This is a genomic window from Paraburkholderia sp. IMGN_8 (assembly GCF_038050405.1).
Classification (GTDB): Bacteria; Pseudomonadota; Gammaproteobacteria; order Burkholderiales; family Burkholderiaceae; genus Paraburkholderia.
Genome location: NZ_CP150901.1, coordinates 322,612 through 341,981 on the forward strand (window position 1 = coordinate 322,612; position 19,370 = coordinate 341,981).

19 protein-coding genes and 1 riboswitch are annotated in these 19,370 nt (G+C 63.4%); of the genes, 7 read left to right on the forward strand and 12 right to left on the reverse strand.

Annotation, left to right across the window (positions count from 1 at the left end):
* Positions 1-14 precede the first annotated feature (14 nt).
* Positions 15-902 (forward strand): LysR family transcriptional regulator, encoded by an 888-nt coding sequence (locus tag WN982_RS22700; protein WP_341317939.1) that lies wholly within the window; start codon positions 15-17, stop codon positions 900-902.
* Positions 903-960: 58 nt separating this feature from the next.
* Here WN982_RS22700 and WN982_RS22705 read toward each other — a convergent pair whose 3' ends face one another.
* Positions 961-1,128 carry a hypothetical protein gene (locus tag WN982_RS22705; RefSeq protein WP_341317940.1) on the reverse strand — a complete coding sequence of 56 codons (168 nt, stop codon included), beginning with the start codon at positions 1,126-1,128 and terminating at the stop codon, positions 961-963.
* A gap of 487 nt (positions 1,129-1,615) precedes the next feature.
* On the opposite strand from WN982_RS22705, the gene WN982_RS22710 reads away from it, so the two are divergent.
* Entirely contained in the window at positions 1,616-3,886 is a 2,271-nt protein-coding gene (locus WN982_RS22710; protein WP_341317941.1) for a xanthine dehydrogenase family protein molybdopterin-binding subunit, read from the forward strand.
* 38 nt (positions 3,887-3,924) lie between these two features.
* On the forward strand, positions 3,925-4,386 hold the full coding sequence (locus WN982_RS22715) for a (2Fe-2S)-binding protein (protein WP_341317942.1): 462 nt from the start codon (positions 3,925-3,927) through the stop codon (positions 4,384-4,386).
* A gap of 280 nt (positions 4,387-4,666) precedes the next feature.
* Here WN982_RS22715 and WN982_RS22720 read toward each other — a convergent pair whose 3' ends face one another.
* The 6 genes from WN982_RS22720 to WN982_RS22745 form a co-directional block, all read right to left on the reverse strand.
* Positions 4,667-6,172, reverse strand: a complete 1,506-nt coding sequence (locus WN982_RS22720; RefSeq protein ID WP_341317943.1) for an efflux transporter outer membrane subunit — start codon at positions 6,170-6,172, stop codon at positions 4,667-4,669.
* Entirely contained in the window at positions 6,169-7,182 is a 1,014-nt protein-coding gene (locus WN982_RS22725) for an HlyD family secretion protein (RefSeq protein WP_341317944.1), read from the reverse strand. Before WN982_RS22725 ends, WN982_RS22720 begins: the two co-directional genes overlap by 4 nt.
* Positions 7,179-7,388, reverse strand: a complete 210-nt coding sequence (locus tag WN982_RS22730) for a DUF1656 domain-containing protein (RefSeq protein ID WP_341317945.1) — start codon at positions 7,386-7,388, stop codon at positions 7,179-7,181. Before WN982_RS22730 ends, WN982_RS22725 begins: the two co-directional genes overlap by 4 nt.
* A 46-nt stretch (positions 7,389-7,434) precedes the next feature.
* The gene (locus tag WN982_RS22735; protein ID WP_341317946.1) at positions 7,435-9,537 is read right to left on the reverse strand and encodes an FUSC family protein; all 2,103 of its coding nucleotides are present in this window, start codon (positions 9,535-9,537) and stop codon (positions 7,435-7,437) included.
* Positions 9,538-9,543: 6 nt separating this feature from the next.
* Positions 9,544-10,104, reverse strand: a complete 561-nt coding sequence (locus WN982_RS22740) for a MarR family transcriptional regulator (RefSeq protein ID WP_341317947.1) — start codon at positions 10,102-10,104, stop codon at positions 9,544-9,546.
* A 652-nt stretch (positions 10,105-10,756) separates the two neighbouring features.
* Positions 10,757-11,329 (reverse strand): histidine phosphatase family protein, encoded by a 573-nt coding sequence (locus WN982_RS22745; protein WP_341317948.1) that lies wholly within the window; start codon positions 11,327-11,329, stop codon positions 10,757-10,759.
* A 54-nt stretch (positions 11,330-11,383) separates the two neighbouring features.
* Positions 11,384-11,524, forward strand: a riboswitch (cobalamin riboswitch).
* A gap of 42 nt (positions 11,525-11,566) precedes the next feature.
* Between WN982_RS22745 and WN982_RS22750 the strand changes: the two genes are divergently transcribed.
* The gene (locus tag WN982_RS22750; protein WP_341317949.1) at positions 11,567-11,788 is read left to right on the forward strand and encodes a CbtB-domain containing protein; all 222 of its coding nucleotides are present in this window, start codon (positions 11,567-11,569) and stop codon (positions 11,786-11,788) included.
* Positions 11,789-11,799: 11 nt separating this feature from the next.
* Positions 11,800-12,549: a CbtA family protein gene (locus WN982_RS22755; protein WP_341317950.1), complete on the forward strand. Its 750-nt coding sequence runs from the start codon at positions 11,800-11,802 to the stop codon at positions 12,547-12,549.
* Positions 12,550-12,734: 185 nt separating this feature from the next.
* Here the strand turns inward: WN982_RS22755 and WN982_RS22760 are convergent, their stop codons facing one another.
* Together WN982_RS22760 and WN982_RS22765 are read right to left on the reverse strand one after the other, a co-directional pair.
* Positions 12,735-14,657, reverse strand: coding sequence for an FUSC family protein (locus tag WN982_RS22760; protein ID WP_341317951.1), 1,923 nt, complete (start codon positions 14,655-14,657; stop codon positions 12,735-12,737).
* A 387-nt stretch (positions 14,658-15,044) separates the two neighbouring features.
* A complete protein-coding gene (locus tag WN982_RS22765; protein WP_341317952.1) occupies positions 15,045-15,833 on the reverse strand; it encodes a 2OG-Fe(II) oxygenase in 789 nt (262 codons plus the stop codon).
* Between the two features lie 74 nt (positions 15,834-15,907).
* On the opposite strand from WN982_RS22765, the gene WN982_RS22770 reads away from it, so the two are divergent.
* On the forward strand, positions 15,908-16,081 hold the full coding sequence (locus WN982_RS22770) for a hypothetical protein (RefSeq protein ID WP_341317953.1): 174 nt from the start codon (positions 15,908-15,910) through the stop codon (positions 16,079-16,081).
* 93 nt (positions 16,082-16,174) lie between these two features.
* Here WN982_RS22770 and WN982_RS22775 read toward each other — a convergent pair whose 3' ends face one another.
* The 3 genes from WN982_RS22775 to WN982_RS22785 are packed head-to-tail and all read right to left on the reverse strand — an operon-like array spanning position 16,175 to position 17,534.
* On the reverse strand, positions 16,175-16,738 hold the full coding sequence (locus WN982_RS22775) for a cytochrome b/b6 domain-containing protein (RefSeq protein WP_341317954.1): 564 nt from the start codon (positions 16,736-16,738) through the stop codon (positions 16,175-16,177).
* A 32-nt stretch (positions 16,739-16,770) separates the two neighbouring features.
* The gene (locus tag WN982_RS22780) at positions 16,771-17,214 is read right to left on the reverse strand and encodes an SRPBCC domain-containing protein (RefSeq protein WP_341317955.1); all 444 of its coding nucleotides are present in this window, start codon (positions 17,212-17,214) and stop codon (positions 16,771-16,773) included.
* Positions 17,211-17,534, reverse strand: a complete 324-nt coding sequence (locus WN982_RS22785; RefSeq protein WP_341317956.1) for a metalloregulator ArsR/SmtB family transcription factor — start codon at positions 17,532-17,534, stop codon at positions 17,211-17,213. Before WN982_RS22785 ends, WN982_RS22780 begins: the two co-directional genes overlap by 4 nt.
* Before the next feature lie 326 nt (positions 17,535-17,860).
* Between WN982_RS22785 and WN982_RS22790 the strand changes: the two genes are divergently transcribed.
* Entirely contained in the window at positions 17,861-19,360 is a 1,500-nt protein-coding gene (locus tag WN982_RS22790) for an aldehyde dehydrogenase family protein (RefSeq protein WP_341317957.1), read from the forward strand.
* The last annotated feature ends 10 nt before the right edge of the window (positions 19,361-19,370 follow it).

Consider the following 19,370-nt stretch of genomic DNA (forward strand, 5'->3'; position numbering starts at 1 on the left):
AGCAGGATGGGATAATGAAAACGCCCGGTTTGAGTGAACTGGAAGGCGTGCTCGCGGTGGCGCGCCGTCGCAGCTTTCGCGCGGCGGCGACGGAACTCGGCGTGTCGACGTCGGCGCTCAGTCATGCGGTTGCAGCTTTGGAGGCGCGCATCGGCGTACGGCTCTTCAACCGCACCACGCGCAGCGTGTCGTTATCCGAGGCGGGTGCGCAGTTCGTCGACAGCGTCGCGCCTGCGTTGTCGACCATTCGCGTGGCTATCGAGCAGGCCGGCAGCTATCGCGATACGCCGGCGGGAACGCTGCGCCTCAACACATCCGCAGGTGCGGCGCGGCAGATCATGCCTTTGCTGCTGGAATATCTGCGCCGCTATCCGGAGATGAAACTCGACCTCGTCACCGAAGGGCGCATGATCGACATCGTGGTCGAAGGATTCGACGCCGGTGTTCGACTGGCGGAGAGCGTTCCGCAGGACATGATCGCGGTGCCGTTCAATCAACCGCAGCGTTTTGCGGTAGTTGGCAGTCCGGCTTATTTTGCCGAGCATCCAAAGCCGCGCACGCCGGATGATTTGCGTGCGCACCGTTGCATTCGGCTGCGCATGCCGAGTGGACGTATCTATCACTGGGAGTTCGAGCGCCGCGGCGAGACGATTAGCGTGGATGTGCAAGGCATGCTGACGCTCGATGAACCGACGCTGGTGATGGAGGCGGCGCGGGAGGGATTCGGGCTGGCTTATATGACCGAGTGGAATGTGGCTGCTGATCTTGAGGCGGGGACATTGCTGCGCGTGCTTAAAGATTGGACGCCGTCGTTCGAAGGGTTGTGTCTTTACTATCCCGGACGACGCCATGTGCCGGCGGGGCTGCGGGCGTTGATCGAGATGATTCGGGAGCGGGGGTGATCTGGTGTGGTGCCGTTCAAAACCCGACGTATCCCGAACGGCACCGCCCAACCCCTCACTACAACGCATCGATCCTCCCATACACCCCCGTCGTCTTGTACTTACCGGCCGTCGGCACACTCATATTGGACATGCTGGCCATGCCCGAATCCGAATGGCCGCCACACGCGGCCACGCCTAACGCTGTCGTTGCGGCGAGCGATAGCGCGATTGCAAGATCGCGCATGCAAGTCTCCTGATCGATTGATGAGCGGCTTGCATGACCATGCGACGTATCGCGCCGCAGTCGGAAGGCAAGCGCTGTTCTGAATGCGCGCAACTTTCCGCCGAACGTGCCGGGCATGAAATGCCCGTGAGGTTCGTCCAGGTAGTGTGAGCCGTCATTGGAATACTGAACGTGCGGGTCGTGCGTTTATTCCATGCGATGTGCAATGCCGGGCGCTAGCGAAAATGCGCCACGTCTTGCCGTTCAAGCCAGTTGCAATGCAGCGTGCCGTAGTGTCACGAATGTCATTTAATGAAACGACACACGGCTTGCCTGACATCCGACACCATCCGATGTCATCCGCCGGTGCCGCGCGGAAATGGCCTGAACGCGGGAGTTTCATTCGAGCAGGCCCTCGCACGTCTTATTACTGTTCCGAAGAAGTGGTCGGCGCCTATCTGCGCCCTTACAGCTTTTCTGTCATCGTGCACGCTCAGCGAACCATGTCATGTTAAAGCGCAGAACCTTCCTGCTCGGCGGCGCCGGCGCCGTCGGCGTGCTGCTGGTCGGCTGGTCGGTTCTGCCGCCGGGCCAGCGGCTGACCACGTCCACGCCGCTGCCGGCCGAAGGCACGCAGGTGGCGCTGAACGGCTGGGTCAAGATCGCCGCCGACAACAGCGTGACGATCATGATGAGCAAAGCGGAAATGGGGCAGGGTATTCACACGGGCCTCGCGATGCTGCTCGCCGAAGAACTGGACGCCGACTGGTTGCAGGTGCGGGTGGAGAGCTCGCCGATCGACAAGATCTATAACAGCGTGCAGGGCATCGTCGACGATCTGCCGTTTCGCCCGGACGACGACAGCGCCATCAAGCGCACCACGGCCTGGTTGACGAGCAAAGTAGCGCGCGACGCCGGCACGATGATGACGGGCGGTTCGTCGAGCATCAACGACCTGTGGACGCCGATGCGCGAAGCCGGCGCCTCGGCGCGCGCGATGCTGATCGGCGCGGCGGCCGCACAATGGCATGTGCCGGCCGGCGAATGCCGCGCGGAAGCGGGCCACGTGCTGCACGCATCAGGCCGCAAGGCGAGCTTCGGCGAATTGGCGGCATCGGCTGCGCAGCAACCGCTGCCGCGCAAAGTCGCGCTGAAAGATCCAACTGACTTCAAGCTGATCGGCAAACCGGTGCGGCGCATCGAGGCCGCGTCGAAAATCAACGGCACGGCGCGCTTTGGCATCGACGCGTTGCCCGATGGCCTCCTGTACGCCAGTGTGGTCATGTGCCCAACGCTAGGCGGCACCGTGTCGCATTTCGATGCGTCGGCTGCGATGAAAATGCCGGGCTTCATCAAGGCGTTCTCGTTGAAGCCACACAACGGCGGCAGTGGCGGCGTCGCCGTGATTGCCGATAATCCGTTCCGCGCGATGAACGCGGTCGATGCAGTCACAGTGGAGTGGCATCACGGCGCCGCAGCCAAGTTGTCCACCGCCGATGTGAAGCGCCGCCTCGCACAAGCGCTGGATGATGGCGACGGCTTCGCCTACTACCACCGCGGCGACGTCGATGCGGCGTTGCACGGCGCGGCGCGAACCATCACGGCCGAGTACTATGCGCCGTATCTCGCACACGGGGCGGTCGAACCGATCAATTGCACGGTGCAATTCGCGGACGGTGCGGCCACCGTCTGGGTCTCGACGCAAATGCCCGCCCTCGCGCGCCACCACGTCGCGAAAGTGCTGGACATCGACGCCGACAAAGTCGACATGCACACGCAACTGCTCGGCGGCGGCTTCGGGCGCCGTCTCGAACTCGATTTCATTTCGCAGGCGGCGGCGATTGCGCGCGAGGGCGGCGGCCGTCCGGTGCAAACGATCTGGTCGCGCGCGCAGGACTTCACGCACGACTTTTATCGCCCGGCGTGCCTGTCGCGCTTCAAGGCGGGGCTGGACGGCGCGGGCAAGCTGGTCGCGTGGCACAGCACCTCGGCGAGTCAGGCGATCGTGCCGGATTCGCTCGCGCGTTACTACGGACTGCCGCGCATTCCGATCGACAAGACCACCTGCGAAGGCGCCTTCGATCAGCCCTATGAATGGCCGACCGCACGTGTGGCCCACGAGATCGTCGAATTGCCGGTGCCGGTCGGATTCTGGCGGTCGGTCGGCCATTCGCACCAGGCGTTTTTCACCGAGAGTTTCACCGACGAACTCGCCGCGTCCACCGGCCAGGATCCGATCGCGTTTCGCGCGGCGCTGCTCGCACAGCATCCGCGCCATCTGGCCGTGCTGCGGCGTGTGGCGGCACTATCCGGTTGGGGACATCCACTGAAGCACACCGCAGATGGCGCCCCGCAAGCGCGCGGCGTCGCGCTGCACGAGGCGTTCGGCAGCGTCGTTGCGCAAGTGGCGGAGGTGTCGCTCGGGCCGGACAAGCGGATTCGCGTGCATCGCGTGGTCTGTGTGATCGATTGCGGAATGCCGGTGAATCCGAACCTGATCCGTCAGCAGATGGAGAGCGCGATCGTGTTCGGTCTCTCGGCCGCGTTGCAGGATGAAGTCACGATCGTCGACGGCCAGGTGCAGCAGAAGAACTTCCTCGACTTCCCGGTGGTGCGTATGAACGATTGTCCGGTGATCGAAACCGACATCATGCCGAGCCAGATGCACCCACAAGGCGTCGGTGAACCGGGCACGCCGCCGATCGCGCCGGCAGTCGCCAATGCGCTGTTCGCGCTGACCGGCCAGCGGCTGCGCGCGTTGCCTTTGAAGCTCGCGTGAAGCTCATGGTGAAGCCTGCCGCACTCACGGAGAAAAGCATGGGATCGCTGAACATCAACGGCCGGGCAGTGGCCGTACAAGCCGAGCCGGATATGCCGCTGCTGTGGGTGCTGCGCTGCGAGCTCGGCATGACGGGCACAAAGTTCGGCTGCGGCGTGGGGATTTGCGGCGCGTGCATGATCCATCTGGACGGCAAGGCGTGCCTCGCCTGCCAGACGCCGATGTCGAGCTTGCACACGCAGAAGGTGACGACCATTGAAGGCGTGCAGGGCGCCGAGGCGCAGGCGCTGAAGGCGGCGTGGCTCGATCTCGACGTGGTGCAATGCGGTTATTGCCAAAGCGCGCAGCTGATGGCGGCCTGTGCGCTCCTCAAGCAGAAGCCCGATCCCACCGACGCCGACATCGACGCGGCAATGTCGAACATCGTGTGCCGTTGCGGCACTTATCCGCGGGTGCGGGCCGCGATTCACCAGGCGGCGGCGAAGCGGCGGGCTGCCTGAAGCCGCCGCCGCATACGCATGCCGCTCAGTTCGCCAGCATCTCCACCATCGCGACAACCACCGTGAATACGCCGATGCAGCCGCCCAACGTGGCTGCGCCTTGCATGAAGTTCGACATCCGTGCCCCCGAAACGTGTAGATGAAGGCCCGTATTTAAACCGAATTGAAAGGTAAAAGAAAGCTTTTCAAAAATAACTTCTGGACCGGCTTGGGTCAGCGCGCGCGGCGCGGTGCCGCCGCCGCGCTAGCACGGCTCATCGTCAGAAGCGATTGAGGCTGGTCAAGGCGCTTTGGCTGCCGCGGTCGGCACGGCCTTGGCAGGCGTTGCAGTGGCAGGCGCCGTCTGCGGATTGGTTTCCCAGCCGCCGCCGAGCGCGAGGAACAGGTTGACCTGATCGATCGCCACCTGACCTTGCGCCGCCGCCACCTGAGATTTCGTCGACGTCAGCGTGCGCGTCGCATCCAGATCCGAAATGAACGACTCGCGTCCGGCGAGATACAGCCGATGCGTTTCATCCGCCGACTCCGTAGCCGACTTCAGCGCGGCACGCAATGCGTCGGCGCGGGCGTAGTCGGCGGCGTAGGTGGCGAGGCTGGTTTCGGTCTCTCGCAACGCGGTCAGCACCACGCCGTCGAATTTCGCCAACGCCACATTGCTCGACGCTTCCGATTCGCGCACACGTCCGCGCGCACCGTTTGTCGGGAAGGTCCAGCTGATCAGCGGACCGAAGCCCCAGCGCGCGGTCGGCGAGGTGCCGAGGTCTTCGAGGACCCCGGTCAAACCGGCCGATGCACCGATGCTCACCGTCGGATACAACGCGCCGGTGGCGACACCGATTCGCGCCGTCGAAGCCGCCAGTTCACGCTCGGCCTCGCGCACGTCTGGGCGGCGTTTGAGCAGCGCGGCGCCGTCGCCGACTGGAATCGGCTGACGGATTTGCGGCAACGTATTGCAAGCCAGCACCGCCGGCGGCAGATCGGACGGTGCGCGAGCGAGCAGGGCAGCCAGCCGGTATTGCGCGATCTTGCGGCGCGCCGTATAGCGCGGAATATCCGCCGCCAGGGTATCGACCTGCGTCTGGCCACGCGTCACTTCGGTCTGATTGCCGCGGCCCGCATCGCGCAAACGGCGCGACACGTCCACGCGCTGCTTCTGCAACGTCAGCGATTGCTGCGCGATCCTGAGTTCCTCGGCCGCCGAGCATTGTTCGACATAAGAGCGCACCACGTCCGCAACCACCGTGATCCGCGCGAGATCGCCGGCGGCCTGCACGGACTCGGTGTCCGCTTGCGCCGCTTCGACACCGCGCCGCAATTTGCCGAACAGATCGATTTCGTACGAGATGCTGATGCCGATGTCGCCTTCATTGACGACCGGCAGTTTCTTCGTGAGCAGAAATTGCTCGGCCGATTCCTGCGCACGCTCGATCGCTGCCGAAGTCTTGCCGGAGAAACCGCCCTGCGCTTGCGCGACGCCCAACGCTTCACGCGCGCGCGCCAGATTCGCCGCTGCGACGCGCAAGTCGGTGTTCGATTGCAGCGCTTCGTCGACGAGGCTGTTCAGTACCGGATCGTCGTACAGCTTCCACCACACGGCCGGCACGTTCTGCCGTGACGTCAACGTGGTGTCGGCGCCTTCGAGCGGTGCATTGGCGAGCGGCGCGTTGACCAGCGCCTGCTTCGGCAGCGAGTAATCGGGGCCGACGTTGACGCAGCCGTTGAGCGCGAGGGCGAGCGGCAATAGAGGCAACAGCGGCAATAAGGGCAAGGCACGCGAGCGTTTCATTTCGAGGCGCCCGAGATGACAGCCGTGGACGTCGCCTGTGCAGCAGAGACAGCCGGAACAGCGGACGCAGACGAAGCCGCCGGGGCTTCCACTGCACCCGACGTGCCCGTCGTGTCGGAAAGGCGCCGTGGCTTGCCGGCCGGCGACAGGTCGCGCACCGACACCGTCGCGGTGCGTCCCGCGATCATGCGGAAGTCGGCGGGGATTTCATCGAGCGCGACGCGCACCGGAATCCGCTGCGCGAGCCGCACCCAGCTAAACGCCGGGTTCACGTTCGGCAGCAGATTCGAGCCTTGCGTGCGGTCGCGGTCTTCAATCGCGGCGACGATGCTTTGCACGTGACCGCGCAGCACGCTCGGCTCGCCCATCACCGTGATATCGACCGGCTGGCCGATGTCGATGCCGCGCAGCTTGGTTTCCTCGAAGTAGCCGTCGATACGGAACGAATGCATATCGACCACCGCCAGCACCGGCCGGCCCGCCGCGACGAACTCGCCGGTACGCGGCGCGCGGTCGTTCAGATAACCGTCGACCGGACTCACGATGGTGGTGCGTTGCAGATTCAGCTTGGCGGTATCGATCGCGACGTTCGCATCGGCGAACGCGGCTTCGGCTTGTTCGACACGCGAGCGGCTTTCTTCGCCGACTTCCGCCGCGACCAGATTGCCGAGCTTGCGATTGCGTGCGTCTTCGCGGCGCGCCTGTTCGAGCGTCGCGCGGCGTTGCTGCGCGGTGGCTTGTGCCTGGCGCAGTGCGAGCGCGTAACGCGCCTGGTCGATGACGAACAACACCTGGCCTTGCTTGACCTGCTGGTTGTCCACTACATCGACAGATGAAATCAGCCCCGAGATATCCGGCGCGACCTGGATCACGTCGGCGCGCACATGCCCGTCGCGGGTCCACGGCGCGAACATGTAATAGCTGACCAGTTTCCACAGCACGAGGGCCGCGATCACGACGACGATCAGGGTCAGCAGAATTTGACCGACGGAGAACCAGGTTTTTTTCACGTTATTAGTCTGTGCGAAACGACGACGACAAGGCCCAGCACCAGCACATAGATGCCGAGATCGAAGATGGAACGGTGCCACACGAAGCGGTAAAAGCCGACGCGTGCGAGCGCCGTGCGTATGACCAGGTTGATCAGATAAGCGATCAACATCAGCACGAGCACGGCCGGCACGAACACGCCGAAGATATCGATTTCACCGATCATCGCGGGGAGTGAGTCAGGAGGAAGAACAGGTTGCGGGACGGGCGCATCAGGCGGCGGGCTCCGGTTCGGGCGGCGTGGGTGTGGTTAGCGTGGCCGGAAACAGCGACAGACGCAAGCCGACCAGCGCGTGCAGTGCGTCGCGTAATTGCCGTGCCGAAGTCTGCGAGGTCGCGCTCGGCGCGCCGGCATTGGCGAGTCCCTGTGCGATGACGCGCGCCACGGCTGCATCGATCGACGACATCAGGCTGTCGGGCACCGGTTGGCGTACGCGCCGGTCGACGCAGGTTTCGAAGTGTTCGCGCACACCTTCGAGCACGTGGTCGATTGCGGCCGGCGCTTCGCCGCCGAGTTTGTGGGTCAGGCGGCGCAGGTCGAGCGCGTTGAAGGCGATGCGCAGATCGCGGAAACTTTCGATCGACGGATGGCGATGATCGTCGGTGGCGGCGAGGCGCGGGATCAATTGCATCAGGCGGTCGAGCATGCGCGCGGCGAGATTGCGCGGATCGTCGATCGTGCGCGTCGAGGCGGTCAGCGCCACGTCGGCCCAGCTCGAACGCAACAGCCGCGCCGCCGCGAGTTCGGCGCCGAACGGGCGCGTCACGCGGGTCCACAGAAACGCGTACAGCAGCCCGGCGAGGCCCGCGAGATTGCTGTTCAGGAACACCAGGAAGTCGGCATCGTAGGCATCCTGAATGCTGATGAAGGTGGCCGTGTTGACGGCGACCAGCATCGTGGCGAGATTGAATTGCGGGCGCGGGATCAGCGTGCCGACGAAAATGAATGGCGCGGCGAACATGACCACCAGCATCGGAAAGTCATGCACGTGCGGCAGCACGACGAACAGATAGAGGCCCGCGAACACGACGCTGGCCGCGGTCGACGTAAAGAACTTGAAGACCATCGGCGCGGGTTCGTCGAGCGCGGCGAAGAAGCAGCATGCGACCGCCGCGAGCGTCACCGCGCCGGCGCCGTCCGCCCAGCCTGAACTGATCCACAAACTGCACGCGAGGATGATCGCGCCGACTGCGGAGCCGGTCGAAAACAGCATGATGCCGCGGTCGAAGTAGCGCTCGGTGCCGCCCAGGCGCCAATGGCGGAAACGCGGCCGCCACGAACCTTCTTCGCGCGTGATGATGATGCGCAGCGTGCGGCAGTCCTGCCAGACATTGATGACCTGCTTCAGGCGCCACAGCGCGCTCGACAGCAGCGCGCCATCCCAGCTCGCCATCGCTGCCGGCGGCGGCTGCATCGCCGCGATCCGCGCGCGCAGCGCGTCGGCTACGGGGTCGGGGTGGTTGCCCTTGCTGGCGACGGGAACCGGCGCATTGAACCACTTGGTGACATCGGCAAGCAATGCTTCAAGGCCCTCGGGCCATGAATGCCGGCCGCTGTTGTAGAGCGCGATCAGCGGATCGGCCAGCGCCGACATGAGGGGCAGCAGCAATTGCATGCGTCCGCGCAACTCGTGAGTGCGCGCCAGAATGTCCGGCCGGGTGTGGTCGTAGGCGAGCTGGCTCAGCAGCAGTTCCAGCCCGTTGATGGTGGCCGCGAGCCGCTGGCGGGCCGCCGAGATCGCCGAGCCGGCAATGCGTCCCGAGAGCGTTTCGGTCGCATAGAACGCGGCGTCGCGAAACCATGCGTCGGTCCGCTCGATGATGGTGGGCGCGAGCCGGCTCGGAAACACCGCCCCGCCGACAATGCTCGCGCACACGATGCCGAGCGTGATCTCCTCGGTGCGGGTGATCGCGAGGTCGAACACGCCGCCCGGATTGGTCACCGAAGGCAAGGCGATCATCGGCAGCGTATAGCCCGCCAGCAGGAACACGTAGCTGCGCGCGGTGCGGTCGGAGATCGCCAGATATAGCAGCGTGCCGGTCCATAACGCGACGACTACGCTGAACAGGTACGGCGATTCGACGAATGGCGGCACCACCAGGATCGCGCCTGCCGCGCCGATCGCGGTGCCGAGCGCACGATAGAGCGCCTTTGAACGGGTCGCGCCGACAAACGGATTCGACACGATGTAGACCGTGGCCATCGCCCAGTACGGTCGCGGTAGTTCGAGCGCGAGACCAAGGTAGAGCGCCAGCATGGCTGCGGCAAAAGTTTTGACCGAGAACAGCAAGTCGCGGATGGTGGGGTAGACCATAAGCGGTTACGCCGTGTTCCTGGTGTTGTGTGGCGTTGCTGAGTTTGCTTTGTCTTTGTTTAATTTTTTTGTTTTGGTCGGTTTGGTTGGCTTACCTGCGGTACTCGTGTTGTCTGGGGAATCGTCGCGATCGGTGGGGGCGTCGGCCACGAAGGCGGCCAGTACCCGCAAGGTCGCTTCGAGATCGCTGCGCGTGACGTTTCTCAAAGCCTGCGTGCGTAGGGTGACCAGTTCTTCTTCTATCTTTGCGGTGACGGCGCGGCCTTCGTCGGTCAGGGTGACCGTTTTCGCGCGCCGGTCGTCTGGGTCTTCGTCGCGGCGCATGAGGCCCGCTGCGCATAGTTGATCTAGCAATCGGACTAGTGATGGGCCTTCGATGCCGATCAGATCGGCCAGTGTTACCTGACGGACTGCTTCGCCCAGGCGGCTCGCCGTTAGCAGCGGCGTGGCGCATGCTTCGGAGACGTTGAAGGTCGTGAGCACGCCATGGCTTGTGCGCCGCCATTTTCTGGCGGCTACGATCAAGGTGCTGCTGACTGTGCGGCGTAAGGTGTCGAGGGTCGGCATGGGCGGTATTGTATTTCTAAAATATTCGTTAGCAAACTATTGAATTTGGGGTTTTTGCCTTGCGGGGCGCTTTTTAGCTGTGCGCCTGCGGCGTTGGCCTTTCCTTGATTTCTTAGTGGTCTATTAGCTTCGCCCCTGTGCGGGGCAGGCACTTACTTTCTTTGCCCACCAAGTGGACTTCCTTCGGGGCGCCGCCGCAAAGAAAGTAAGCAAAGAAAGCTTCACACCGCTAATACTTAATCGGGTCCCCTGGCCTGGAGGAGGTAGTGGAGCATCTGGAATCAGTGTTCTCGCACACTCCGCGCTGGTGACAAGGCAGTCATACTTCCGGCGGCGCTGCGCGCGCCGCAGCGGTGCTTCATCGGTGGCACTTCATGTCGATGCGCCGCGTTCTCGACAGTGCACGGTTATCAGGAGCAAGCTGCATGATTTTTAATCTCTCACGACGGCGCGCGCATGCTTACGTCGGTCTGTGCGCTAGCGGCGATGTTCGGCACCAAAGGATGTGAACAATGAGCGAGGTGACCTTCAGTATGCAGGCGCACTCGCCAGGTGGACCGAGATTACCGCGACGCCGGTGGGATCGAACAAACTGCGGCTGGTCGTCTCGGGCAAGTGAGTCTTGATCTGGCTGCCCACGCGGCCGCCATCTCTACCGCGCCGGCCACCACGTCCAACCGCGCTGCGAGCGTCGCAACTCGACTACCGAGAGCGGCGCGATTTCGATGCGTGGAAACACTGCGGACGACGCACCCAGCGCGTGAACAATCGCGGCCCGGATCACCGGCGCATGCGTGACACCGACGACGCTGTGTGCATCGTTTGGTGCATCGCCTGGCGCGTCGAGCCATTGGCCTATCCGTTTCACGAGCTGACTAAACGACTCGCCGCCATGCGCGGCCGCATCCGGATCGCGCGTCCATGCGGCGAGGTCCTGCGGTGCCTCGACGGCGAGGTCCGCGAGGCGCCGGCCATGCCATTGTCCGTAGTCGATATCGGCCAGTTCGGATGCAACCGTCGCCGCGAGCCCTAATGCCGATGCCGTCTCGCGTGCGCAAAGGGCCGGGCTGACGAAGGCTGTTGCGTCGCGAGCGATCGACAGACGCTCACGCGCGGCGGTGGCTTCGGCGAGGCCGCGTTCGTCGAGCGGATCGTCGGCGGGGAAGCGGCCTGCGCGCATGGCGGCAGTCGACGCGTGGCTGACCAGTAACAGCCTGATGTCCATTCAATTCCTTTCCATAGAGGCCGGGCAAAAGCTGGACGCTGCGTGCATGCTTTGCGCTACCGAGGGGCAAAGTTTAGCGCGTAGAATAGCGGGACTGCGAAGCGCGGAAGCCGGTGAGAGCCCGGCGCGGTCGCGCCACTGTAATCGGTGATTCACACGCCGAAAGCCAGACCTGAGCTTCGCATCATTCCTCTTCAATCGACTATCGGGGCGCGTTACCCCCAGGAGATGTCCATCATGACCGATGCTGTTTTCGATCCGGCTGCTCAGCCTGCCACTCAACCCACGCCGATACCTCTGCGTGAGCTGCTGCCTTGGGTAGTGTTCGGCGGCTTGCTGCTGTTGCTCGCGCTTTATTTCGTGGGTGCCGAACAGGGCGCCACGTCGCTGATTCCTGGCATGTATGTGCATGAGTTCGTGCACGATGGCCGTCATTTGCTCGGCTTTCCCTGCCACTAACGGAGTCGAACATGGTTGGTAAATTGTTGGTACGCGGCATGCTTGCAGGCATCGCCGCGGGACTGCTCACGTTCGGCTTCGCCAGAGTCGTTGGCGAACCGCAGGTCGAGCAGGCGATTTCGTTCGAGGAAAAGGCCGCAGTAGCGAGCGGCGACGCGCACGAACACGACGAACTGGTGAGCCGCGGCACGCAAGCGGGCTTGGGGTTGCTGACAGGCGTGGTGACGTATGGCGCGGCGTTCGGCGGACTGTTTTCGCTGGTGTTCGCGTATGCGTATGGCCGGGCTGGTACGTTGAGCGCGCGCGCGTTGTCTGCATGGCTTGCACTTGGCGCGTTCATTGCAGTGGTGATCGTCCCGAACATCAAGTACCCGGCGAATCCACCGTCGGTGGGCGATCCTGAGACGATCGGGGCGCGAACGGGCTTGTTCTTCCTGATGATTGCTGTTTCGCTGACCGCGATGGTCTTTTCGCTGAAGGTACGGCGTCGCGAGGTGATGAAGTTGGGCGCGTGGAATGGGTCGATTGTGGCTGGCGTGGTGTTTATCGTGATTATCGGCGCGGTGCAGTTGTCGATGCCTACGATCAACGAAGTGCCGGGTGGTTTCCCTGCTGTGCTGTTGTGGAAGTTTCGCGTCGCGGCGATTGGGATGCAGGTGATCATGTGGACGACGATTGGGCTGCTGTTCGGCGCGATGGTGGAGCGGAGCCGGTTGTTGGACGCGGGGGGCCGCGCGGCGGCGAAATCTGTTTATCTCTGATGTGAGGGGCGCAATCGCTGAGGTGGTTGCGCTTACGTGCAGCGCGCAAGAGTTTAATTACATCAAGCACTTGGCACGGTTGTGTGGATGTTATCCACAGGCTTGCGAACATTTTCTGTGGACAAGTCCACAGGAGCAACAATCGCCCAACGCAGCAGGCAAAAAACCGAAACCCCAATCGTCGCCTACGCGCTTCTACCTCTCAGTGCCCAGTTGAACACCCGCCGCGTTTCGGCAACTGGCTGCGTCAGCCGATCAAACAACTGCGCGACTGAGCCATCAAGCTGAGCAAGCGCCGGCGCCATAGCCGGGTCAATATCGAAACCGTTTGGTACCGCTGCGCCTTCATTCAACTCGCTGCGCGAGGCATCACCCAAACCGCCGCTATACCGCGCAATCAACACGTCAAGCCGTGCAATGATCGATTCCGCATGGGCAGCACCCACAACTGCAGCATTGAGCGCCACATCGCCTGACGCGCCGCGGCGCAAAGGATCACTCAACATCCGCGCCCAATGCAAACAACAAAGCAGTGAACCGGTAGCGAGCTCCACATCGGGATTCCACACCACCACACGCTGCGTCTGCAACGGCTTCAGCGCGATGCGCAGATCATGCCAACCGCGATCGAGCTTGCGCATTGCCACCACCGCTGCACGCGGTTGATCGTCGGTGACGGAACCGGCGGTAATCCGCACCACGTCCCTCAGCGCGCCAAGCACAGCCCCAAGCCTCATCTCGACATGCCGGGTCGCCGCAAGCGGCATCATCAAAATCGCGACCGCAAACGACACGAGACAACCCACCAAAACTTCTTCGATCCGCAATTCGACCAGCGGCCCCATCGCGAAACCCAACTCGCCGTACACAAGCCCTACCAGCACGGTAATAAAAAACACCCCCGGCGCATAAGCGCTCAGGATGTAGTAAGCCCAGCCGAATACGCCTAACGTCATCACCGCAACCAGCAGCACCGGCGAGTCGTGCAGCGGCGCAACCAGCAACACGCTGACGAGCGCGCCGGCCAACGTCCCAACTAGGCGCTGCGCGCCGCGATAAACCGTGTCAGCGCGGGATCGCGTGCCGAGAAACACCACGAACGTCGTGATGACCGCCCAGAACCAGCGCTCTGGCGAAAGCGAGTGCCCGATCAGCATCGCGAGAAACGCGGCTGTCGTGGCGCGCGTGGCGGGCAGCCAGCAGAGCTTGGCGCGTAGGTCGGCGAATCGTTGCGCCACGGACGGAGCAGCAGTGCCGTGCGCTGACAAAGGCGAAGCGCGACGCGTATGACCTCGATGCGCGATCTCCTTGAGCCGGGCAATCGCGTGACGCAGCACATCGGCACTTGCTTGCGCGCTGTCGCGCGCAGGCGCCAAAGCAAACGCATGCTGTCCAGCCGCAACTTCCACTTCGACAATCCGCTCGCGAATCGTCTCGGCATCGGGCGGATTCAGCAACGCCAATTGTTCTTCGAGTGAGAGCGCCGCTTCGTTCAACGCCGAAAGATGCACCGCGCCCGGAGTTGCGAGCACACGCGATGCGCGCAGCGTCACCGTATGAACGGCAAGCCGGAAACTGGCAACCGCCCGCATCGGCACGATTACGCGGCCGACCAGCGCCACCATCAGCGGCCCGAACGCCGACAGCCAAAGAGACTGCACAAGATGTACAGACGAAGGATGCAGATACAAGCCGAGGTAGAAACACACCACCCCCAGCATCGCGCAACCCAGCGCGCGCGGCCCGCAAGCCTGGCACAGCATGCCGGCGAACATCACGACGAGAAAGCCCGCATCCCCAGCTAGCGGATAGCGGCTCAGCACGGCCGCCACAGCGAAGCACACGCAGGCGCTCAGATAAAGACAGAAGAGGGTGCTAAACCACGCAGGCCGCCGCGCGTCGCGTACGAACAGTGGCGCAACCATCCCAAACAGGACGCCGGGTGCGGCGAGGGTGATCGGCTGGTGATGAGAGACAGTCCACGCGATGCTGGCAATGCCGGTCAGCAGGCAGGCGAGCGCGGCGCGCAGCGCGGTGTGGAGACGCACGAGCCCCGGGTCCGCAACCAGCAGGCGGTCGGCGACGCGCGAAAACGCGGCAGCAATCATGATCGATGATATCCAGGCTAAATGACCGCGACCGGCTTTTGACCGATTGCGACAGAGCGGGCATGCGGCCCGCCACCTTCATATCGCCGAATGAGGCTGCCATGCCGGGATCACCGGCTGAAAGCCCCGTCCGACGACGGGCAATGAACTCGCGAACAGGCATGCCGACGCGCTGCAAAGGGTGGCGCAACGCGTCGGCGGGTTCGGGTTTTCCCGGATGATACCGGTTCAAAATTACCGTTGTTGAATTTTCGCGGCGGCGCAGCAGCGCTGCGGCCGGCAAGGACGGAGGGCGGAGGTCGGAGGACGGAGGTCGGAGTCAGGCGGCGGCACCAGCGTGGCGGCCGCCACGGCTGGCGGTTCGTCGGCTCGACGGGTCAGGCAGGATCAGGTCGCGTCGTGGAAAATGACCCCCAGCGTATGCCGATGGCCCGACCGCAGCCGGCTCACGCCATGCCGCAGATTCACCCGATACGCCCCCCGCGTGCCTTGCACCGGCCGATGATGAACCGCAAACACCACCGCATCGCCCTTGCCGAGCGGCACGACTTCCGCGCGCGACTGCATCCGCGGACGCTGTTCCGTTATCACGAACTCGCCGCCGGTGAAGTCCTTGCCTGGCTCGGACAGCAGAATCGCGACCTGAAGCGGGAACACGTGTTCGCCGTACAGATCCTGATGCAGACAGTTGTAATCGTCCTTGGCGTATTGAAGGATCAACGGCGTCGGGCGCAGCTGGCCGGCGGCGTGACAGCGCTCGATATATTCAGCGTGCGTGGCCGGATAGCGGACGTCGATATCCATGACCGCATTCCAGCGATTCGCGACGGGCGCCAGACGCGGATAGAGCGCGCTGCGCAAACCGCCCACCAGCAGTGGCAGCGGATACGCGTAGTACTTGTATTCGCCGCGGCCGAAACCATGCCGCGCCATCACGATGCGGCTGCGGTACAGGTCGTCTTGCGGATAGCGCGCGGTCAGCGCGTCGCATTCGTCGCGCGTGAGCAGATTGCGCAGGATCGCGCAGCCGTAGCCGTTCAGCTCTTCTTCGACATCGAACCAGTCGATCGCGTCCACGCGCTGCGTCGGAGAGCCGATGCCGGCATCCTGCTCAGCGGGAGGTTCCGGTTCCAAGTCCAGATCCAGCGAACGCGCGCGCTTCGCAACAGTATTCATGAGCATTCTCCGTCAGGCGATCATCGAGCGATGACGGAGTGTAAGCACGCGTTCAATTCCACGCACTCCGACTCTTGCTCTCCAATTCTCTGCGTCTGGCGAGCAGCGCAGGCGACGCACTCGGCGCTCGTCTGAAGCTGCGTATTCAAGTGTGGGCCGAACGCAAGCTCAAGATATGCGTGCGCAGCGTGAAGGATTTGCCGCCGTTTGCCCGAGTGCTGGTCGACAGGCTGATGGCGGGCGTTTGAGGGCGCGGCAAAGGCGAGGGGAGCACGGGGGATTGCGGTCTCCGCTGTGTGGCTCCCCGGCCTGGTGCACATACTGCCGCTGCTTCTCCGCCCTTATTGCCCCGCAGACGGCGAGATCGCCCGGCGCCCGAACCACATCCGGCCAAGCAGACGATCTTTTTTGCTGAACTGGTGATAAAACGCGGCCACCACATGCAACGCGATAAAGCCGACCAGCACAACGGCTAAGTAGCCATGCGCCACCCGGGTCGGATAGATCGTAAAGCTCGGCGGCAACGGAGCCCCCGAACCGGCGAACACGATCGCCGGCAGCCCGGCGAGAATGCCCGTCGCGAAGCCGGTCGCCACCGTCGCCACGATCAGTACATAAAATCCGTAGTGAAAGAGCGGCACGATTCGATCGAGCGATGGATGCCCACTCGTCGCGCGCGCCGGCCTCGCGGTCAGCATTCGCACGACGAAGCGAATCACCATCAAGCCGAGAATCAGCATGCCGCCAGCCATGTGCAAGCGTAAAACGCCGATCTTCTGGGGATCGATGTTCGGCGTTGCGGCAAGGCCGAAGAAACCGACAACCAGCGCGCCGGTGATCAATAGCGCGAGCAGCCAGTGCAGCGTCACCAGCAATGGGTGATAGCGGGATACGCGTGTCTTCATGTTTGTCTCCTTGTGATTTATCGCGTGCCGTGTCAGTCCAGGCCCGCCACCACACTTTCCAAACCGCCGAGGAACCGTTGCCAGCCGTAGTTCGCGCCCTGATAGTTTTGTTCGTCTTCAGGCCCGAAGCCGCTTTGCTCCATGCGCACGAGCACGCCGCACTGGGTCGGTGTGAGCGTCCACGTGACGACGGTTTTCAGTCCGTTGGCCGCTTCTTCGCCCGACGCGTTCCAGCTATAGGCAAGCGTTTCGTTCGGTTCGACGACCAGCACTTCACAGTCCGTCACGCCGTTCCAATGCGCCATCGGCGCGGCGCGGAACGTGAACTTGTGGCCGACGACCGGCAGAAAATCATTCGCCATCAGCCATTCTTCGATCAGCGGCCCTTGGGTGAGGGCGCGCCAGACCTTCTCCGGCGAATGAGGCATGTCCCGTTCGACGATAACGGAGCGCGTGGCGGCAGGGTTCGTGGTCATTGGTCCATCCGGTTCAATAGTGTTTCGAGGCGATCGAACCGGTCGCGCCAGAAAGCGGCATATAGACTCATCCAGTCGATCAACGGGGCCAGGCTTTGCGGGTCGGCGCTGTAGTAGACCGAGCGCCCTTGCGGACGATCGCGCACCAGTCCCGCGAGTTTGAGAATGCCGAGGTGCTTGGAGACCATGGGTTGCGATACGCCGGCCACATCGGTCAGCGCGCGTACGCTTTGCTCACCGTCACGCGCGAGGCGCTCGAAGATCGCCCGGCGGGTCGGATCGGCGAGCGCTTTGAAGAGATTGTCGGGATCGGTTTGCATGTCTTAATCATAATCATACGGTTATTGATTGGTCAAGAACGAACCGGCAGAAGGCGACACAGGCGCTCGTTCGGATGCGGGTTGTGAAAGGCTGTTATTTCCAATAAGAAACGAATGGGCTCGCAGCGAGGCGTCGCCGAAGCGTCTGCACCGGTGCGCCCGGCAGCCGTTCCGCGTTCGTGATCCGCATGGCCGACAAAGGCTGACACTGCCTGGAAGCGTGCTTCAGCCGTCAGCCTCGGGCAAATACCCTTGCCGCCACAAAAACCCACGTGTATAGTTTCCGAACTTACTCTTGTTTCGCATTGGAAATTAAAGGGATTCTCATGGACGCTTCCACCATCCTCGCCGACCTCGGCATCGCCCACGCGGCGCAAGCCGGCGACATCGCGGTTCATTCGCCGATTACGGGCGAACTCATTGGCCGTGTGGCCAGCAACACGGTGGCGGAAGTCGACGCGGCCCTCGCCAATGCGAAAGAGGCCTACGCCGCGTGGCGCAACGTCCCGGCGCCGCGCCGCGGCGAGCTGGTGCGCCTGCTCGGCAACCGTCTGCGCGAAAAGAAGCAGGCGCTCGGCAGCATCATCACGCTTGAAACCGGCAAGATCCTGCAGGAAGGCATGGGCGAAGTGCAGGAAATGATCGACATCTGCGACTTCGCTGTCGGTCTGTCGCGTCAGCTGTACGGTCTGACGATCGCCTCGGAGCGTCCGGGCCACCGGATGGCCGAAACCTGGCACCCGATGGGTACCTGCGTCGTGATCTCCGCGTTCAACTTCCCGGCGGCCGTGTGGTCGTGGAATGCGGCGCTTGCGCTGGTGTGCGGCAATGCGGTGATCTGGAAGCCGTCGGAAAAGACGCCGCTGACCGCGCTCGCCGTCAATCAGATTCTCAATGAGGCGCTGAGGGAATTCGGCGACGCACCGGCCGGCCTGACCGCGCTGATCAACGGCGGCCGCGATGTCGGCGCGAAGCTGGTGGCCGATCCGCGCGCGTCGATCGTCAGCGCGACGGGCAGCACGGAAATGGGCCGCACGGTCGGCGTGGAAGTAGCGAAGCGCTTTGGCCGCTCGCTGCTCGAACTCGGCGGCAACAATGCCGGCATCGTCACGCAAACCGCGGATCACGAACTCGCGATGCGCGGCATCCTGTTCTCGGCGGTGGGCACGGCAGGGCAGCGCTGCACATCGCTGCGGCGTTTGTTTGTGCACGAGAGCGTCTATGACAAGACCATCGAGCGTCTGAAACAGTTGTACAGCAAGGTGCCGATCGGCAATCCGCTCGAAAAGGGCACGCTGATGGGGCCGCTGATCGACAAGCAATCGTATGCGCGCATGCAGGAAGCGCTGCAGCAGGCCACGGCCGAAGGCGGCAAGGTGTTCGGCGGCGAGCGTGTCGAAGTGAAGGGTTATGAAGGCGGTCACTACGTGCGTCCGGCACTCGTTGAAATGCCGTCGCAAACGCCGGTGGTGTTGAAGGAAACGTTCGCACCGATTCTCTACGTGTTGCGCTATTCGGATTTCGCGGACGCAGTCGAGTCGAACAATGCGGCGGTGCATGGTCTGTCGTCGTGCGTGTTCACGACCGATCTGCGCGAAGCGGAACGCTTCCTGTCCGACTCGGGCAGCGATTGCGGTATCGCTAACGTGAACATCGGACCGAGTGGCGCGGAAATCGGCGGCGCGTTCGGCGGCGAGAAGGAAACCGGCGGCGGTCGCGAGTCGGGCTCGGATGCGTGGAAGGCGTACATGCGCCGCGCGACCAACACGGTCAACTACTCGTCGGCATTGCCGCTCGCGCAGGGCATCGACTTCAATATCGGCTGACAGCGGTAGA

Excerpts from the sequence above, each read along its gene's own strand:
- WN982_RS22700 (WP_341317939.1), top strand. The coding sequence starts at position 15 with ATGAAAACGCCCGGTTTGAGTGAACTGGAAGGCGTGCTCGCGGTGGCG.
- WN982_RS22705 (WP_341317940.1), bottom strand. The coding sequence starts at position 1,128 with ATGCGCGATCTTGCAATCGCGCTATCGCTCGCCGCAACGACAGCGTTA.
- WN982_RS22710 (WP_341317941.1), top strand. The coding sequence starts at position 1,616 with ATGTTAAAGCGCAGAACCTTCCTGCTCGGCGGCGCCGGCGCCGTCGGC.
- WN982_RS22715 (WP_341317942.1), top strand. The coding sequence starts at position 3,925 with ATGGGATCGCTGAACATCAACGGCCGGGCAGTGGCCGTACAAGCCGAG.
- WN982_RS22720 (WP_341317943.1), bottom strand. The coding sequence starts at position 6,172 with ATGAAACGCTCGCGTGCCTTGCCCTTATTGCCGCTGTTGCCTCTATTG.
- WN982_RS22730 (WP_341317945.1), bottom strand. The coding sequence starts at position 7,388 with ATGATCGGTGAAATCGATATCTTCGGCGTGTTCGTGCCGGCCGTGCTC.
- WN982_RS22735 (WP_341317946.1), bottom strand. The coding sequence starts at position 9,537 with ATGGTCTACCCCACCATCCGCGACTTGCTGTTCTCGGTCAAAACTTTT.
- WN982_RS22740 (WP_341317947.1), bottom strand. The coding sequence starts at position 10,104 with ATGCCGACCCTCGACACCTTACGCCGCACAGTCAGCAGCACCTTGATC.
- WN982_RS22745 (WP_341317948.1), bottom strand. The coding sequence starts at position 11,329 with ATGGACATCAGGCTGTTACTGGTCAGCCACGCGTCGACTGCCGCCATG.
- WN982_RS22750 (WP_341317949.1), top strand. The coding sequence starts at position 11,567 with ATGACCGATGCTGTTTTCGATCCGGCTGCTCAGCCTGCCACTCAACCC.
- WN982_RS22755 (WP_341317950.1), top strand. The coding sequence starts at position 11,800 with ATGGTTGGTAAATTGTTGGTACGCGGCATGCTTGCAGGCATCGCCGCG.
- WN982_RS22760 (WP_341317951.1), bottom strand. The coding sequence starts at position 14,657 with ATGATTGCTGCCGCGTTTTCGCGCGTCGCCGACCGCCTGCTGGTTGCG.
- WN982_RS22765 (WP_341317952.1), bottom strand. The coding sequence starts at position 15,833 with ATGAATACTGTTGCGAAGCGCGCGCGTTCGCTGGATCTGGACTTGGAA.
- WN982_RS22775 (WP_341317954.1), bottom strand. The coding sequence starts at position 16,738 with ATGAAGACACGCGTATCCCGCTATCACCCATTGCTGGTGACGCTGCAC.
- WN982_RS22780 (WP_341317955.1), bottom strand. The coding sequence starts at position 17,214 with ATGACCACGAACCCTGCCGCCACGCGCTCCGTTATCGTCGAACGGGAC.
- WN982_RS22785 (WP_341317956.1), bottom strand. The coding sequence starts at position 17,534 with ATGCAAACCGATCCCGACAATCTCTTCAAAGCGCTCGCCGATCCGACC.
- WN982_RS22790 (WP_341317957.1), top strand. The coding sequence starts at position 17,861 with ATGGACGCTTCCACCATCCTCGCCGACCTCGGCATCGCCCACGCGGCG.